Below are 18,754 nucleotides of genomic sequence, written 5' to 3'. Positions count from 1 at the left end.
ACAAGACAATCAAAATAGCCCGTTGCGTAATGCGTGTTCCAGGCTAATCCCGGGAAACCAATTAATATCTTCAGAAATACGGTTATTACTTGCTGACCAGTCGGCGTGGGTTAATTCACGGATTTTCGAGCGGGTCAGCATAGGTTCTTTACCTGCCAGGCGACTCAACGCGGTACTGATATCCGCAAGGCAGGTGAGTACCGACAGAGGAATACCAACCATTCGAACGGAACCGCAACGGGCGTCGGCGGCAAGTTGCTGTACGCGTTGCCAGTCATAGCCGCTGGCGACGCCATCGCATAATTCATAGGTTTGCGTCTGTACAGTTTCGGCGCTTAACCACTGCCCCACGGCTTGCGCGAAATCGGTGACGTGCAGGAAAGAGAGCTGTGTATCTGGCGCACCAAGTCGTGGCAGCAGGCCGCGCAGCATCCAGTCAAACAGCGGTTTTAACTCTTTATCGCCGGGACCATACACGGCTGTCGGGCGAAAAATGCCCAGCGTAATTTCGTCAGCCATTGCGGTCAGTCGTTGTTCGGCGACGTGTTTGGAATTTGCGTACCAGGAGAGTTCGGGATGGCGCGCCGCCAGCGAAGAGATAAACAGAAAACGTTGGCAAAAGCCGCTCTCTTTTGCCGCTTGCATCAGGCGCAGGCTGCCGTCAACGTTACAGCGGGTAAAAATCTCTTCTTTGTGTCCGCGCACTTGCCCGGCGCAATGGACCACCGCGCTGGCTCCGGCAACCAGTTCGCTAAGCGAATGTGTATCTTCCAGCGAACCGCGCACCCAGATGAGATTATCATTGACGTGAGCGCGGGCAGTACGCGTCAATGCGCGAACGTGAAAGCCGCGGGCGAGCAGGTTATCGATAATATATTTACCGATAAACCCGGTAGCGCCCGTCACCGCGACAGTTTGATTCATGCCATGGATTCCTGCACATGAAGGCTTGCAGCATAACGTTTTTTCGCTTCCGCACGGGCAGGCTTGCCGGAGGACGTTCGGGGAATACTGTGGGGCGGCAACAGATCGATAGCCGCTGTTACGCCAAATTCGCTTTGGATCCGTGCTGCCAGTGCGTGGATAAGCTGCCCACGACGTTCTTCGTCGCTGATCCTACACTGGATCTGCAAAATGATTTTTTCCTGGGCGGTAACAAAAGCAATCGCATCGCCAGAATGAATTTCCGGTTCCTGTTCCGCAATATATTCAATATCCTGCGGCCAGATATTACGGCCACGAATAATAATCAGATCTTTAATGCGCCCGGTGACATACAGATAACCGTCCAGCAGATAACCGAGGTCGCCGGTATCTAACCAGCCCGTCGCGGCAATCTCGTCTTGCGAAACCTGGTCGCCAAAGTAACCGCTCATCAGGCTGGGGCCGGAGATGCAAATATGGCCTACCACACGTTCCGCGACCGGCATACCTGCTTCATTGCGGATTTCAATGCCATGTTCCGGCAACGCTTTACCGCAGTTGACGAAAGTCGATACGGCGCGTGTTTCAGCACCCGGCGCGACGGCTTTGCCCTGATATTCAAGGATGTCGCGATCCACTTCGTTAACCACAACCCCGGAGGCTTCATCAGAGAAGCTGACAGCCAGCGCATTTTCTGCCAGTCCGTAGCACGGCATGAAAGTTTTATCGTCAAAGTTAACCTGACGGAAACATTCAGCGAATTGATGGAGTTGTTCTGCGGAGATCGGCTCAGCACCAATACCAGCAACGCGCCAGCAGGAAAGATCCAGTTCAGCGAGATCTTTTTCATTCACGCGGCGCTGGCACAATTCATAGCCAAACGGCGGCGCAACGGAAACGGTGCCGCGATTTTTACTGATCAATTTAAGCCATTGCAGAGGACGCATGGCAAAATCCTGAGTGCGCAAATAATCTACTGAGAGCTGCGTGGCGACGGGGGTCAGGAGAAAGCCGACCAGTCCCATATCATGGTAGAAAGGCAGCCAGGAGACGCAGCGGTCGCCAGGGCGTAATTTAATGCCATCGTGGCTTATAGCACGTAGATTAGCCATCACTTCGCGATGGGTGATAATGACGCCACGGGGAAAACGGGTGCTGCCGGAGGTGTACTGGAGGTAGGCGATATCGTTCGGAACTGGACGCTGGAGTACAACATCGGCTTCCGGTAATGCCTTAAACCAGGCGTGGCTTAAAACATGTAATTCGGGGTTGTTATGCGTAGCAGCATTGACCAGTGGCAACCACTCATCACCAGTGATAATGGCTGCGGGCTGGCAACTTGCCAGTAAACCCTGCAGTTTGGCGCTCCAGGAATCCCGCTGACCGACGCCCATTGGAATTGCCAACGGGACGGCGACTAAGCCGGCATACTGGCAGGCAAAAAAAGCCTCTACAAACCCGCTACTCGTTTCGGCAATCAGCGCCACGCGATCGCCTTTTTTCAGATTCAGTGATAACAACCGCTTCGCACCAGCTTCGGCACGCGCTTTTAACGTCTGATATTCCAGTTGATCTTCAAGTTGGCAACGTCTGTCATAAAAATTCATTCCGGCGCTACTCAGAGCGGCGTAGTCCAAAGCATCAACCAGCGTTGGAAAATCGGCATAGCGCATAGGTAGGGAATGCGTAAAGATGTTATTAGACATATACACCACGAAAAAAATTGGATATCAGAAATAAAATGACAATAATGCGGTGGATTATATAGGCATAAAAGATAAATGAGATAGTATTTTCATCGGTGCGATATTGAACATTGATTTAAATAATAGGTTTGGCTTTGTTGTTTTTATTGTGAATGATATTTAATTTATGAATATATTAAGAAGAAGCCTTGTTTGGTTGCCTTAAATCGACAAAAGGCATTGAGGCGCTTCTGTGTAGTCTCTGACCTTATCTTAATTATTAATAAATACTATTTATTCTTTGTTTGTATTCTTTGGGTTGATTATTAAGATGCCGTTCGTTGCTGTTGCAATCTGTTTGTCACCGTTAATTATTTGTTATCCACAGAGATATGGAATGCGATCTGCTGATGATTAAAATTGAAAAAGTAATTAATAAAAATGACCTTAAGGCATTTATCGCTTTTCCGTCATCACTTTATCCCGATGATCCAAACTGGATACCCCCTTTGTTCATTGAACGCAGCGAGCATTTGTCGGCGAAGAATCCGGGGACGGACCATATTATCTGGCAGGCGTGGGTAGCAAAAAAAGCGGGGCAGATAGTCGGGCGGATTACCGCGCAAATCGATACCTTGCACCGCGAGCGTTACGGTGACGATACCGGTCATTTTGGCATGATTGACGCCATTGATGATCCGCAGGTTTTTGCCGCTTTGTTTGGCGCAGCGGAAGCATGGTTGAAGTTACAAGGTGCCAGTATGATCAGCGGGCCTTTCAGCCTGAATATCAATCAGGAAAGCGGATTACTGATTGAAGGGTTTGACACACCACCCAGTGCGATGATGCCACACGGCAAACCGTGGTATGCCGCGCATATTGAACAACTGGGTTATCACAAAGGCATTGATTTACTGGCGTGGTGGATGCAGCGAACCGATCTCACGTTCTCTCCGGCGCTAAAAAAACTGATGGATCAGGTACGCAAAAAGGTGACCATTCGTTGCATCAATCGTCAGCGGTTTGCTGAAGAGATGCAGATCCTGCGTGAGATTTTCAACTCTGGCTGGCAGCACAACTGGGGATTTGTGCCGTTTACCGAACATGAATTCGCTACCATGGGCGATCAACTAAAGTATCTGGTACCGGACGATATGATCTACGTCGCCGAGATTGATTCTGCTCCCTGCGCGTTTATAGTCGGCTTGCCGAACATCAACGAGGCGATTGCCGATCTGAACGGATCGCTCTTTCCCTTCGGCTGGGCAAAATTGCTGTGGCGCTTAAAAGTCAGCGGTGTGCGAACTGCGCGAGTGCCGCTGATGGGCGTGCGTGACGAGTATCAGTTCAGCCGCATCGGCCCGGTGATTGCGCTGTTATTGATTGAAGCCTTACGCGATCCGTTTGCTCGCCGGAAGATCGATGCGCTGGAAATGTCATGGATCCTCGAAACCAATACAGGCATGAATAACATGCTGGAACGCATTGGAGCGGAGCCGTACAAGCGTTACCGATTGTATGAAAAGCAGATTTGATGGCAGTCACCCCTGCTTCATCTCCAGCGGCACCGCCGAGCGAATCAAATGGTGGCCTTCCAGCTCGATATCGTGGAGATTCTTTTTCACGGTCCGCACATGATCGCGTGCTGCGCGCTGGGCGACGTGTGGCAGCCGCTGCAACACCGCGTTGTAGATCCGCGCATGTTGGCGATCGATCTGCTTTTTTTGCTGTGGTCGATGGTAGAGATTATTTACGCTGGCAAACACTGAATTAAACATCAGATCGGTCAATGATTGCAGCGTAAAAACTAGCACCTGATTGTGGGAAGCCTGACAAATGGCAAGATGGAAAGCATGATCCAGCTGCGCATGTTCGATCAGCGAAATTTCTTTGTTGTTCTCACTGGCTGCGAGCATTTTTTCATAACAGCGGGTTATCAAAACAAAATCAGCCTGGGTTCCCAGCGTAGCTGCCAACCTTGCCGATTCGCCTTCCAGCAATGCGCGAACGTCGAGTAGATCGTACAGCGTTCGCGGCTGCGTGCTGAACAGATGAATTAGCGGGCTGGTGTCCTGCACTCTATTAAGCCGTGCTACTCGGGAATCGCGCCCCTGCGCTGTTTCAATAATCCCGCGTCCGCGCAGCACGGTCAGCCCTTCACGCAGTGCGGAACGCGAGAAGCCGAGCTTTTCACACAGTCGACGCTCCGAAGGAAGCGGCTGACCGACCTTCAGCACGCCGTCGATAATTAACCGTTCGATACTCTCTGCAACCACTTCGCAAATAGGGCGACGTTCATCTTTCATTCCCGGACCTCGTGCACAGGTAGGACCAATTTTTCTGTTCTTGATTCGCAAAACACGCACATCACGTAAGTGATTATGTTACATCAATTTAACATTAAGTTAACCAAGGCAAGGTCACAGAGCTGGAAAAAAAATGGTCTGACCGGTAGCTAAAGAGATAGACGAAAACGAAAAGCCCGCTTAATAACTGTTCACAGAAGCAGCGCGCAAAAATCAGCTGCCACACAACACAACAAAGCGAACCCTACTCATGAGCATCTTGTACGAAGAGCGTCTTGATGGCGCTTTACCCGATGTCGACCGTACATCGGTACTGATGGCACTGCGTGAGCATGTCCCTGGACTGGAGATCCTGCATACCGATGAGGAGATCATTCCTTACGAGTGTGACGGGTTGAGCGCGTATCGTACGCGTCCATTACTGGTTGTTCTGCCTAAGCAGATGGAACAGGTGACGGCGATTCTCGCTGTCTGCCACCGTTTGCATGTACCGGTAGTGACCCGTGGCGCAGGCACCGGACTTTCTGGCGGTGCGCTGCCGCTGGAAAAAGGTGTGTTGTTGGTGATGGCGCGCTTTAAAGGAATCCTCGACATTAACCCCGTTGGTCGCCGTGCGCGTGTGCAGCCGGGCGTGCGTAACCTGGCGATCTCCCAGGCTGTTGCGTCGCATAATCTCTATTACGCGCCGGATCCTTCCTCACAAATCGCCTGTTCCATTGGCGGCAACGTGGCGGAAAACGCCGGGGGCGTCCACTGTCTGAAATATGGTCTGACCGTACATAACCTGCTGAAAATTGAAGTGCAAACGCTGGATGGCGAGGCACTAACGCTGGGATCGGACGCGCTGGATTCGCCCGGTTTTGACCTACTGGCGCTGTTCACCGGATCGGAAGGCATGCTCGGCGTGACCACCGAAGTGACGGTAAAACTGCTGCCGAAGCCCCCTGTGGCACGAGTTCTGTTAGCCAGCTTTGACTCGGTAGAAAAAGCCGGACTTGCGGTTGGCGACATCATCGCTAATGGCATTATCCCCGGCGGGCTGGAGATGATGGATAACCTGTCGATCCGCGCGGCGGAAGATTTTATTCATGCCGGTTATCCCGTCGACGCCGAAGCGATTTTGTTATGCGAGCTGGACGGCGTGGAGTCTGACGTACAGGAAGACTGCGAGCGGGTTAACGACATCTTGTTGAAAGCGGGCGCGACTGACGTCCGTCTGGCACAGGACGAAGCAGAGCGCGTACGTTTCTGGGCCGGTCGCAAAAACGCCTTCCCGGCGGTGGGACGTATTTCCCCGGATTACTACTGCATGGATGGCACCATCCCGCGTCGCGCTCTGCCTGGCGTACTGGAAGGCATTGCCCGTTTATCGCAGCAATATGATTTACGCGTTGCCAACGTCTTTCATGCCGGAGACGGCAATATGCACCCGTTAATCCTTTTCGATGCCAACGAACCCGGTGAATTCGCCCGTGCGGAAGAATTGGGTGGGAAGATCCTTGAACTCTGTGTTGAAGTAGGCGGCAGTATCAGTGGGGAACATGGCATCGGGCGCGAAAAAATCAATCAGATGTGCGCCCAGTTCAACAGTGATGAAATTACTACCTTTCATGCAGTCAAGGCGGCGTTTGATCCTGATGGTTTGCTGAACCCTGGGAAAAACATCCCCACACTGCACCGCTGCGCTGAATTTGGTGCCATGCACGTGCATCACGGTCATTTACCTTTCCCTGAACTGGAGCGTTTCTGATGCTACGCGAGTGTGATTACAGCCAGGTACTGCTGGAGCAGGTGAATCAGGCAATTAGCGATAAAACGCCGCTGGCGATTCAGGGAAGCAATAGCAAAGCCTTTTTAGGTCGTCCTGTCATCGGGCAAACGCTGGATGTGCGTTGCCATCGCGGCATTGTTAATTACGACCCGACCGAGCTGGTGATTACCGCGCGTGCCGGAACACCGCTGGTGGCGATTGAAGCGGCGCTGGAGAGCGCGGGGCAAATGCTCCCCTGCGAGCCACCGCATTATGGTGAAGAAGCCACCTGGGGCGGGATGGTCGCCTGCGGGCTGGCAGGGCCGCGTCGCCCGTGGAGTGGTTCAGTACGCGATTTTGTCCTCGGTACGCGCATTATTACCGGCACTGGAAAACATCTGCGCTTTGGTGGCGAAGTGATGAAAAACGTTGCCGGATACGATCTCTCGCGGTTAATGGCCGGAAGCTACGGCTGTCTTGGCGTGCTCACTGAAATCTCGATGAAAGTGTTGCCGCGACCGCGCGCCACACTGAGCTTGCGTCGGGAAATAAGCCTGCAAGAAGCCATGAATGAAATCGCCCAGTGGCAACTCCAGCCATTACCCATTAGTGGCTTATGTTACTTCGACAATGCGTTGTGGATCCGCCTTGAGGGCGGCGAAGGATCGGTAAAAGCAGCACGTGAACTGCTGGGTGGCGAAGAGGTTGCGGGTCAGTTCTGGCAGCAATTGCGTGAACAACAACTGCCGTTCTTCTCATTACCGGGCACTTTATGGCGTATTTCCTTACCCACCGATGCGCCGATGATGGATTTACCCGGCGAGCAACTGATCGACTGGGGCGGCGCGTTACGTTGGCTGAAATCGACAGCCGATGACAATCAAATCCATCGCATTGCCCGCAACGCAGGCGGTCATGCGACCCGCTTTAGTGCCGGAGATGGTGGCTTTGCCCCGCTACCGGCTCCTTTATTCCGCTATCACCAGCAGCTTAAACAGCAGCTCGACCCTTGCGGCGTGTTTAACCCCGGTCGCATGTACGCGGAACTTTAAGGAGCAGGCTATGCAAACCCGGTTAACTGAAGAGATGCTTCAGAACGCGCGTGCGCTGGAAGCCGACAGCATCCTGCGCGCCTGTGTTCACTGTGGATTTTGTACCGCAACCTGCCCAACTTATCAGCTTTTAGGCGATGAACTGGACGGGCCGCGCGGGCGCATCTATCTGATTAAACAGGTGCTGGAGGGCAACGAAGTCACGCTTAAAACGCAGGAGCATCTCGATCGCTGTCTCACTTGTCGCAATTGTGAAACCACCTGTCCTTCTGGTGTGCGCTATCACAATTTGCTGGATATCGGGCGTGATATTGTCGAGCAGAAAGTGAAACGCCCACTGCCGGAGCGAATGCTGCGCGAAGGATTGCGCCAGGTAGTGCCGCGTCCGGCGGTCTTCCGTGCGCTGACGCAGGTAGGGCTGGTGCTGCGACCGTTTTTACCGGAACAGGTCAGAGCAAAACTGCCTGCTGAAACCGTGAAAGCTAAACCGCGTCCACCGCTGCGCCATAAGCGTCGGGTTTTAATGCTGGAAGGCTGCGCCCAGCCTACGCTTTCGCCCAACACCAACGCGGCAACTGCGCGAGTGCTGGATCGTCTGGGGATCAGCGTCATGCCAGCTAACGAAGCAGGCTGTTGTGGCGCGGTGGACTATCATCTTAATGCGCAAGAGAAAGGGTTAGCGCGGGCGCGCAATAATATTGATGCCTGGTGGCCCGCGATTGAAGCAGGTGCCGAGGCAATTTTGCAGACTGCCAGCGGCTGCGGCGCGTTTGTCAAAGAGTATGGGCAGATGCTGAAAAACGATGCGTTGTATGCCGATAAAGCGCGTCAGGTCAGTGAGCTGGCGGTCGATTTAGTCGAACTTCTGCGCGAGGAACCGCTGGAAAAACTGGCAATTCGCGGCGATAAAAAACTGGCTTTCCACTGCCCGTGTACCCTACAACATGCGCAAAAGCTGAACGGCGAAGTAGAAAAAGTGTTACTTCGTCTTGGATTTACCTTAACCGACGTTCCCGACAGCCATCTGTGCTGCGGGTCGGCGGGAACGTATGCATTAACGCATCCCGATCTGGCGCGCCAGCTGCGGGATAACAAAATGAATGCGCTGGAAAGCGGCAAACCGGAAATGATCGTCACCGCCAACATTGGTTGCCAGATGCATCTGGCGAGTGCCGGTCGTACCTCTGTGCGTCACTGGATTGAAATTGTAGAACAAGCCCTTGATAAGGAATAACAAAATGAAAACTAAAGTCATTCTTAGCCAGCAAATGGCGAGTGCAATTATTGCCGCAGGTCAGGAAGAGGCGCAGAAAAATAACTGGTCTGTTTCCATTGCTGTTGCCGATGACGGCGGTCATCTGTTGGCGTTAAGTCGCATGGATGATTGCGCGCCAATTGCGGCTTACATCTCCCAGGAGAAAGCGCGTACCGCCGCGCTGGGGCGTCGTGAAACTAAGGGCTATGAAGAGATGGTGAACAACGGACGTACCGCGTTCGTGACTGCGCCGTTACTGACGTCTCTGGAAGGTGGCGTACCGGTTGTTGTGGATGGGCAAATTATTGGTGCCGTGGGGGTTTCTGGTTTAACCGGAGCACAGGATGCGCAGGTCGCGAAAGCGGCAGCAGCGGTGTTGGCGAAATAAGCGAAAACGAGGAGATAAACAATGAGTCAAACCATAACCCAGGGCCGTTTACGCATTGACGCCAATTTTAAACGTTTTGTGGATGAAGAAGTTTTGCCTGGCGTGGAACTGGATGCTGCCGCGTTCTGGCACAATGTTGATGAGATCGTTCACGATCTGGCGCCAGAGAATCGTCAGTTGCTGGCAGAGCGCGATCGCATTCAGGCGGCGCTTGATGAGTGGCATCGCAGCAATCCGGGGCCGGTAAAAGATAAAGCGGCCTATAAATCTTTCCTGCGTGAACTGGGCTACCTGGTGCCACAGCCTGACCACGTTACGGTGGAAACCACGGGCATCGACAGCGAAATCACCAGCCAGGCGGGGCCACAGCTGGTGGTTCCGGCAATGAATGCTCGCTACGCGCTGAACGCGGCGAACGCTCGCTGGGGCTCACTGTACGATGCGTTATACGGCAGCGACATCATCCCGCAGGAAGGGGCGATGGTCAGCGGCTACGATCCGCAGCGTGGTGAGCAGGTTATCGCCTGGGTTCGGTGTTTCCTCGATGAATCACTACCGCTGGAAAATGGCAGCTATCAGGATGTGGTGGCGTTTAAGGTGGTCGATAAACAATTACGCATCCAGTTGAAAAATGGTAAAGAAACCACGTTACGTACTCCAGCACAGTTTGTCGGTTACCGTGGCGATGCCGCTGCGCCGACCTGCATTTTGCTGAAAAATAACGGCCTGCATATTGAGCTACAAATCGATGCCAACGGGCGGATTGGCAAAGACGATCCGGCGCACATCAACGATGTTATCGTCGAAGCGGCCATCAGTACCATTCTCGATTGCGAAGATTCGGTCGCGGCGGTTGATGCGGAAGATAAAATCCTGCTGTATCGCAACCTGCTGGGCCTGTTGCAGGGGACTCTGCAAGAGAAAATGGAGAAAAACGGTCGGCAAATCGTGCGTAAACTGAATGACGATCGTCAGTACACCGCCGCCGATGGCTCTGAAATTTCTCTGCACGGACGTTCGCTGCTGTTTATCCGCAACGTAGGTCATTTGATGACCATTCCTGTGATTTGGGACAGCGAAGGTAATGAAATTCCGGAAGGTATTCTTGATGGCGTCATGACTGGTGCGATTGCCCTCTACGACTTAAAAGTGCAGAAAAACTCGCGTACCGGCAGCGTTTATATTGTGAAACCGAAAATGCACGGTCCACAGGAAGTGGCTTTTGCCAACAAACTGTTTACCCGCATTGAGACAATGCTTGGTATGAAACCGAATACCCTGAAAATGGGCATTATGGATGAAGAACGCCGGACCTCGCTGAACTTGCGTAGCTGTATCGCTCAGGCGAGCAACCGCGTGGCGTTTATCAATACCGGTTTCCTCGACCGTACTGGCGATGAGATGCATTCGGTGATGGAAGCGGGCCCAATGTTGCGTAAAAACCAGATGAAATCGACGCCGTGGATCAAAGCCTACGAGCGCAACAACGTGCTTTCCGGCCTGTTCTGCGGGCTGCGCGGTAAAGCGCAAATCGGTAAAGGGATGTGGGCAATGCCGGACCTGATGGCAGACATGTACAGCCAGAAGGGCGATCAGTTACGTGCCGGGGCGAACACGGCCTGGGTTCCGTCGCCAACTGCCGCTACACTCCATGCGCTGCACTACCATCAAACCAACGTACAGAGTGTGCAAGCCAACATTGCCCAGACCGAGTTCAATGCTGAATTTGAACCGCTGCTGGACGATCTGCTGACCATTCCGGTTGCTGAAAACGCTAACTGGTCGGCACAAGAGATCCAACAAGAGCTGGATAACAACGTGCAGGGAATTCTGGGCTACGTGGTGCGTTGGGTAGAGCAGGGGATTGGTTGTTCTAAAGTGCCGGATATTCACAACGTGGCGCTGATGGAAGACCGTGCAACGTTGCGTATCTCCAGCCAGCATATCGCCAACTGGTTACGTCACGGTATTCTGACCAAAGATCAGGTGCATGCGTCGCTGGAGAACATGGCGAAAGTGGTGGATCAGCAAAATGCTGGCGATCCGGCATATCGTCCGATGGTCGGGAATTTCGCTAACTCGTGTGCCTTTAAAGCTGCCAGCGATTTGATCTTCCTCGGCGTGAAACAGCCAAACGGTTATACCGAACCGTTATTACACGCCTGGCGTTTACGTGAAAAAGAAAGTCATTAATAGCATCAAAAAAGCCCCGGCAAGTTTTATTGTCGGGGCTATGATAGTAACTGCGGTAGTATATTTATCCCGGAAATAACCGGAGCGATTATCAGGGTTTAACAATATTAAATACCCGTAGCGCATCACTAGCGGGATTAAAACAACATTATGGACATCTTTACGATACTCTGCACCTGTGTGTGCGGAACAGAAACCCTTACCCGATATACTTGTTATGCCAGAGGTAGCAATTGCGTTAGCGGCGTACTGTTGCTGTAAAGTATAACGCCTATATTTTACAGTTCAGTCCTCTTTTGCTTATTACAACCTTAAGTATATCAAGCATATAAAGATAATAAGAGACTGAACAATATGGTTACCTGGACCCAAATGTATATGCCGATGGGAGGACTGGGGCTATCCGCTCTGGTCGCCCTGATCCCGATAATATTCTTCTTCGTTGCACTCGCGGTATTACGTCTGAAAGGGCATGTTGCTGGAGCAATAACCCTTATATTATCTATCCTGATTGCGATATTCGCCTTTAAAATGCCAATTGATATGGCATTTGCTGCTGCGGGCTATGGCTTTATTTATGGATTATGGCCTATTGCGTGGATTATTGTCGCGGCGGTATTCCTGTATAAATTAACCGTTGCCAGCGGGCAGTTTGATATTATCCGCAGTTCGGTTATCTCCATCACCGACGATCAGCGTTTGCAGGTGTTACTGATTGGTTTCTCCTTTGGCGCACTGCTGGAAGGAGCGGCTGGCTTTGGCGCGCCGGTGGCGATTACAGGCGCTCTGCTGGTGGGGCTGGGCTTCAAACCGTTATATGCGGCGGGGTTGTGTCTGATTGCCAACACTGCGCCGGTGGCGTTTGGTGCGTTGGGCGTGCCGATTCTGGTCGCTGGTCAGGTAACGGGAATCGATCCGTTTGATATTGGCGCAATGGCGGGACGTCAGTTACCGTTCCTGTCGGTTCTTGTGCCATTCTGGCTGGTGGCAATGATGGACGGTTGGAAAGGGGTGAAAGAGACCTGGCCAGCGGCGCTGGTTGCAGGGGGAAGCTTCGCTGTCACGCAGTTCTTTACCTCTAACTACATTGGTCCGGAACTGCCGGATATTACTTCGGCGCTGGTGAGTATTGTCTCACTCGCTTTATTCCTTAAAGTCTGGCGGCCGAAAAATACCGAAACGGCAATCAGCATGGGGCAATCCGCAGGTGCGATGGTGGTAAATAAGCCATCTTCTGGCGGTCCCGTGCCTTCAGAATATAGTCTGGGGCAAATCATTCGTGCATGGTCACCGTTTTTAATCTTAACGGTACTGGTTACCATCTGGACGATGAAACCATTTAAAGCGTTATTTGCTCCGGGCGGTGCGTTTTATTCGCTGGTGATTAATTTCCAGATCCCTCATTTGCATCAACAAGTGTTGAAAGCGGCACCCATTGTCGCTCAGCCAACGCCAATGGATGCGGTGTTTAAATTCGACCCCCTCTCTGCTGGCGGTACCGCTATTTTTATTGCGGCGATTATCTCTATCTTCATCCTCGGCGTGGGGATCAAGAAAGGTATTGGCGTCTTTGCCGAAACGCTAATTAGCCTGAAGTGGCCGATACTGTCGATTGGCATGGTGCTGGCATTTGCTTTTGTCACCAACTATTCCGGCATGTCCACCACGCTGGCGCTGGTGCTGGCGGGCACAGGCGTGATGTTCCCGTTCTTCTCACCGTTCCTTGGCTGGTTGGGTGTATTTCTCACGGGTTCGGATACGTCTTCTAACGCCCTGTTTGGTTCACTGCAATCAACGACGGCGCAGCAAATCAACGTCTCTGACACTCTGCTGGTGGCAGCAAACACCAGCGGCGGCGTAACTGGCAAGATGATCTCCCCGCAATCTATCGCCGTGGCCTGCGCCGCGACGGGCATGGTGGGCCGAGAATCTGAACTGTTCCGCTACACCGTGAAGCACAGTCTGATTTTTGCCAGCGTTATCGGCATTATCACGCTGCTGCAGGCGTATGTGTTTACCGGAATGTTAGTCTCGTAAATCAATAAAGCCGGATGATCGTTAATATCATCCGGCTTCATTCTTTGTTCATTACATTATTCTGTCTTATTAATTTAAAATCATTTCCCGCTTTATTATCTATACAGTAATAATGTATTGCATTCAGATAACATACTAAATAATTAAGGGTGTGAGAACATCTGTTTTTTTATCACGCAAAACAAGTCTGTATTAATTATGTTCGCTTGATGAGCAAACACCGTTCTATCTGTTGCTTTTGCAATCTAAATCGTTAAAACTATCAACGAATTTATATGGTTACGCTGTGAAAAGTTGTTGATTTTTTGTTTGTTGAAATTTCGTAAAAATAACCTGACAGATATCGTATAGGGGATATTCTTATAGATTTCACCTGTTTTTCTATAAATGATGCCGTTTTCTTAAGAATGGAGGAAGTTATTAGAGAAAATAAAGCATAAAACTATTTTCCCAGTTACAAATTCTTTAATTTTATTTTGTCACTTGCGTTATTAATGAATAAGAAATTTAAATATAAAAAATCGCTTTTAGCGGCTATTTTAAGCGCAACCTTATTAACCGGTTGTGATGGCGGTGGTTCAGGATCGTCCTCCGATACGCCGTCTGTAGATTCTGGAGCAGGGACTTTGCCGGAAGTGAAACCCGATCCAATACCAACCCCGGAACCGACACCTGAGCCGACGCCGGACCCAGAACCTACACCAGACCCGACACCCGATCCAGAGCCGACACCAGAACCGGAGCCAGAACCAGAACCTGTTCCTACGAAAACGGGGTATCTGACCCTGGGCGGAAGCCAGCGGGTAACTGGTGCTACCTGTAATGGTGAATCCAGCGACGGCTTTACCTTTACGCCAGGCAATACCGTGAGTTGTGTGGTGGGCAGTACGACCATTGCAACATTCAACACCCAGTCAGAGACTGCGCGTAGCCTGCGTGCGGTTGACAAAGTGTCGTTTAGCCTTGAGGACGCGCAGGAGCTGGCGGATTCTGCAAATAAGAAAACCAACGCCATCTCTCTGGTGACGTCCAGCGACAGTTGCCCCGCAGATGCAGAACAGCTTTGTCTTACTTTCTCGTCAGTGGTTGATCGCGCGCGTTTTGAAAAACTGTATAAGCAAATTGATCTGGCAACAAACGATTTCAGCAAGCTGGTCAATGAAGAGGTGGAAAACAATGCTGCGACTGATAAAGCGCCGTCCACCCATACCTCAACGGTAGTGCCAGTCACGACAGAGGGAACAAAACCGGATCTGAACGCGTCCTTCGTGTCGGCTAACGCGGAACAGTTTTATCAGTATCAACCAACTGAAATCATTCTTTCCGAAGGCCATCTGGTGGATAGCCTGGGGAACGGTGTTGCTGGCGTAGACTACTACACCAATTCAGGCCGTGGCGTAACTGACGAAAACGGTAAATTCTCCTTTAGCTGGGGCGAAACCATCTCCTTTGGTATCGATACCTTTGAACTGGGCTCAGTACGCGGCAATAAGTCGACTATTGCGCTGACTGAATTGGGTGATGAAGTTCACGGCGCGAATGTTGATCAGCTTATCCACCGCTATTCGAAAGCCGGACAAAATAATACCCGTGTTGTTCCGGACGATGTACGCAAGATCTTTGCCGAATATCCCAACGTGATCAACGAGATTATCAATCTCTCGTTATCCAATGGCGCGACGCTGGATGAAGGCGATCAAAACGTTGTGCTGCCTAACGAATTTATCGAGCAGTTTAAGACGGGGCAGGCCAAAGAGATCGATACCGCGATTTGTGCGAAAAGCGACGGTTGTAACGAGGCTCGCTGGTTCTCGCTGACGACGCGCAATGTTAATGACGGCCAGATTCAGGGCGTTATCAACAAGCTGTGGGGCGTGGATACGAACTACCAGTCTGTCAGCAAGTTCCATGTATTTCATGACTCTACCAACTTCTATGGCAGCACGGGAAATGCGCGCGGTCAGGCGGTAGTGAATATCTCCAACGCGGCATTCCCGATTCTGATGGCGCGTAATGATAAAAACTACTGGCTGGCGTTTGGCGAAAAACGCGCCTGGGATAAAAACGAGCTGGCGTACATTACGGAAGCGCCTTCCATTGTGCAGCCAGAGAACGTTACGCGCGATACCGCCACCTTCAATCTGCCGTTTATTTCGCTGGGGCAAGTCGGTGAGGGCAAACTGATGGTTATCGGTAACCCGCACTACAATAGCATTTTGCGTTGCCCGAATGGTTACAGCTGGGCCGGTGGTGTTAATGATAAAGGTGAGTGTACGCTCAGCGGTGATTCAGATGACATGAAGCACTTCATGCAGAACGTACTGCGCTATCTGTCAAACGACATCTGGCAGCCAAATACCAAGAGCACAATGACCGTGGGTACGAACCTGGAAAACGTTTATTTCAAAAATCATGGCCAGGTTACGGGGAGCCGTGCTGCGTTTGGCTTCCATCCGGATTTCGCAGGTATTTCTGTTAAACATTTGACCAGCTATGGCGATCTGAATCCGGAAGAAGTTCCGTTGCTGATCCTCAACGGCTTTGAATATGTGACTCAGTGGTCTGGTGATCCCTATGCAGTGCCTCTACGTGCAGATACCAGCAAACCGAAGCTGAGCCAGCAGGATGTGACCGATCTGATAGCCTATCTGGACAAAGGCGGTTCGGTGCTGATCATGGAAAACGTGATGAGCAATCTTAAGGAAGAGAGCGCGTCTGGCTTTGTGCGCCTGCTTGATGCCGCAGGCCTGTCAATGGCACTGAACAAGTCGGTGGTGAATAATGATCCTCAAGGGTATCCGAACCGCGTTCGTCAGCAGCGCGCAACGGGCATTTGGGTCTATGAACGTTATCCTGCCGTAGACGGTGCGTTGCCATACTCCATCGATAGCGAGACAGGGGAAGTTAAGTGGAAATATCAGGTAGATAACAAACCTGATGACAAACCGAAACTGGAAGTTGCCAGCTGGCTGGAAGATGTAGATGGCAAACAGGAAACGCGCTATGCCTTTATTGATGAGGCGGAGTTTAAAACCAAAGAGTCTCTGGAGGCTGCAAAGGCAAAAATCTTTGAGAAGTTTCCTGGATTACAGGAGTGTAAGGACTCGGCATACCACTATGAGGTCAACTGCCTGGAATATCGTCCTGGCACGGGGGTTCCGGTTACTGGTGGCATGTATGTTCCGCGCTATACGCAACTGAATCTTGACGCCAACACGGCGAAAGCGATGGTGCAGGCTGCGGATTTAGGCACCAACATTCAGCGCCTGTATCAGCATGAGCTTTATTTCCGTACTAAAGGCAGTAAAGGTGAGCGTCTGAACAGCGTCGATCTGGAGCGTCTGTACCAGAACATGTCAGTCTGGCTGTGGAACGATACGGCTTATCGTTATGAAGAAGGCAAAAATGACGAGCTGGGCTTTAAAACGTTCACCGAGTTCCTGAACTGCTACGCCAATGATGCCTATGCAGGTGGCACCAAGTGTTCTGCAGATCTGAAAAAATCGCTGATCGATAACAAGATGATCTACGGTGAAGGCAGCAAAGCGGGCATGATGAATCCGAGCTACCCGCTCAACTATATGGAAAAACCGCTGACGCGCCTGATGCTGGGCCGTTCCTGGTGGGATCTGAACATTAAGGTTGATGTGGAGAAGTACCCTGGAGCGGTATCTGTAGGGGGAGAAGAGGTTACTGAAACCATCAGCCTGTACTCGAATCCGACCAAATGGTTTGCGGGTAATATGCAATCTACCGGTCTGTGGGCACCGGCCCAGCAGGACGTCACCATTAAGTCTTCGGCGTCAGTCCCTGTGACCGTCACCGTGGCGCTGGCTGACGACCTGACCGGACGTGAGAAGCATGAAGTCGCGCTGAACCGTCCGCCAAGAGTCACTAAAACCTATTCTCTGGCGGCTAACGGTGAATTGACGTTCAAGGTGCCTTACGGTGGCCTGATTTATATCAAAGGCGACAGCAAAGACAATGAATCTGCCAGCTTCACCTTTACCGGTGTAGTAAAAGCGCCGTTCTATAAAGACGGCGAATGGAAAAACGATCTGAACTCCCCTGCGCCGCTGGGCGAGCTGGAGTCAGACGCTTTCATCTACACTACGCCGAAGAAGAACCTGAATGCCAGCAATTACACGGGCGGTCTGGAGCAATTCGCTAAAGATCTGGATACCTTTGCCAGCTCGATGAATGACTTCTATGGCCGTGATAGCGAAAGCGGTAACCACCGGATGTTTACCTATAAAAACTTGACGGGGCATAAACATCGTTTCGCCAACGATGTGCAGATCTCCATCGGTGATGCGCATTCGGGTTATCCGGTAATGAACAGCAGCTTCTCGACGAACAGCACCACGCTGCCGACGACGCCGCTGAACGACTGGTTGATCTGGCATGAAGTAGGGCATAACGCCGCCGAAACGCCGTTGACTGTACCGGGCGCGACCGAAGTGGCGAACAACGTGCTGGCGCTGTACATGCAGGATCGCTATCTCGGCAAGATGAACCGTGTCGCTGACGATATTACCGTCGCACCGGAATATCTGGAGGAGAGCAACAACCAGGCATGGGCGCGCGGCGGTGCGGGTGACCGTCTGCTGATGTACGCGCAGCTGAAGGAATGGGCAGAGAAAAACTTTGATATCAAGAAATGGTATCCAGATGGCACTCCTCTGCCAGAGTTTTACAGCGAGCGTGAAGGGATGAAAGGCTGGAACCTGTTCCAGTTGATGCATCGTAAAGCACGCGGCGATGAGGTCAGCAATGACAAGTTTGGCGGCAGAAATTACTGTGCTGAATCCAACGGTAACGCAGCGGACACGCTGATGCTGTGTGCATCCTGGGTCGCCCAGACGGATCTTTCGGAGTTCTTTAAGAAGTGGAATCCGGGTGCGAATGCTTACCAGCTTCCGGGGGCAAGCGAGATGAGCTTCGAGGGCGGAGTGAGCCAGTCGGCTTACAACACGCTCGCAGCGCTGCACCTGCCGAAACCGGAACAAGGGCCGGAAACCATTAATCAGGTTACCGAGCATAAGATGTCTGCCGAGTAAGCCCGTAGGCCGGATAAGGCGCTCGCGCCGCATCCGGCATGATATAAGGCGCACCGGGTCAACACATATGCCCGATGCGCAAGCTTATCGGGCCTGGAGGAAAG

11 protein-coding genes are annotated in these 18,754 nt (G+C 51.8%); 8 read left to right on the top strand and 3 right to left on the bottom strand.

Annotated elements, in window-relative coordinates:
- Window positions 1–9: 9 nt before the first annotated feature.
- Both FQ015_RS11725 and FQ015_RS11720 read right to left on the bottom strand, forming a co-directional pair.
- On the bottom strand, window positions 10–924 hold the full coding sequence (locus FQ015_RS11725; protein ID WP_039021391.1) for an NAD-dependent epimerase/dehydratase family protein: 915 nt from the start codon (window positions 922–924) through the stop codon (window positions 10–12).
- Window positions 921–2,630, bottom strand: a complete 1,710-nt coding sequence (locus FQ015_RS11720; protein ID WP_105276749.1) for a fatty acyl-AMP ligase — start codon at window positions 2,628–2,630, stop codon at window positions 921–923. Before FQ015_RS11720 ends, FQ015_RS11725 begins: the two co-directional genes overlap by 4 nt.
- 371 nt (window positions 2,631–3,001) lie before the next feature.
- Here FQ015_RS11720 and yghO point away from each other — a divergent pair, with 371 nt between their 5' ends.
- Entirely contained in the window at window positions 3,002–4,144 is a 1,143-nt protein-coding gene (gene yghO, locus FQ015_RS11715; protein WP_039021393.1) for a protein YghO, read from the top strand.
- Between the two features lie 6 nt (window positions 4,145–4,150).
- On the opposite strand, the gene glcC is transcribed toward yghO, so the two are convergent.
- Window positions 4,151–4,915 (bottom strand): transcriptional regulator GlcC, encoded by a 765-nt coding sequence (glcC, locus tag FQ015_RS11710; RefSeq protein WP_001332920.1) that lies wholly within the window; start codon window positions 4,913–4,915, stop codon window positions 4,151–4,153.
- 250 nt (window positions 4,916–5,165) lie between these two features.
- Here glcC and glcD point away from each other — a divergent pair, with 250 nt between their 5' ends.
- The 7 genes from glcD to sslE all read left to right on the top strand — a co-directional run bounded on the left by glcD (window position 5,166) and on the right by sslE (window position 18,650).
- A complete protein-coding gene (glcD, locus tag FQ015_RS11705) occupies window positions 5,166–6,665 on the top strand; it encodes a glycolate oxidase subunit GlcD (protein ID WP_160524086.1) in 1,500 nt (499 codons plus the stop codon).
- Complete coding sequence (gene glcE / locus FQ015_RS11700; RefSeq protein ID WP_160524085.1) at window positions 6,665–7,717, top strand: glycolate oxidase subunit GlcE; 1,053 nt, start codon at window positions 6,665–6,667, stop codon at window positions 7,715–7,717. Before glcD ends, glcE begins: the two co-directional genes overlap by 1 nt.
- A gap of 10 nt (window positions 7,718–7,727) precedes the next feature.
- Window positions 7,728–8,951 (top strand): glycolate oxidase subunit GlcF, encoded by a 1,224-nt coding sequence (gene glcF, locus FQ015_RS11695; RefSeq protein WP_160524084.1) that lies wholly within the window; start codon window positions 7,728–7,730, stop codon window positions 8,949–8,951.
- Between the two features lie 4 nt (window positions 8,952–8,955).
- Window positions 8,956–9,360, top strand: coding sequence for a GlcG family protein (locus FQ015_RS11690; protein WP_000853256.1), 405 nt, complete (start codon window positions 8,956–8,958; stop codon window positions 9,358–9,360).
- Window positions 9,361–9,381: 21 nt separating this feature from the next.
- Window positions 9,382–11,553, top strand: a complete 2,172-nt coding sequence (gene glcB, locus FQ015_RS11685) for a malate synthase G (protein ID WP_160524083.1) — start codon at window positions 9,382–9,384, stop codon at window positions 11,551–11,553.
- 354 nt (window positions 11,554–11,907) lie between these two features.
- Window positions 11,908–13,590: a glycolate permease GlcA gene (glcA, locus tag FQ015_RS11680; protein ID WP_000259279.1), complete on the top strand. Its 1,683-nt coding sequence runs from the start codon at window positions 11,908–11,910 to the stop codon at window positions 13,588–13,590.
- 494 nt (window positions 13,591–14,084) lie between these two features.
- Window positions 14,085–18,650 carry a lipoprotein metalloprotease SslE gene (gene sslE, locus FQ015_RS11675; RefSeq protein WP_160524082.1) on the top strand — a complete coding sequence of 1,522 codons (4,566 nt, stop codon included), beginning with the start codon at window positions 14,085–14,087 and terminating at the stop codon, window positions 18,648–18,650.
- The last annotated feature ends 104 nt before the right edge of the window (window positions 18,651–18,754 follow it).

Source organism: Escherichia sp. HH26CH, from assembly GCF_009820205.1.
Lineage (GTDB): Bacteria > Pseudomonadota > Gammaproteobacteria > Enterobacterales > Enterobacteriaceae > Escherichia > Escherichia coli_F.
The sequence above is the reverse complement of the archived record's forward strand: the minus strand, read 5'-3'. Positions and strand labels throughout refer to the sequence as shown.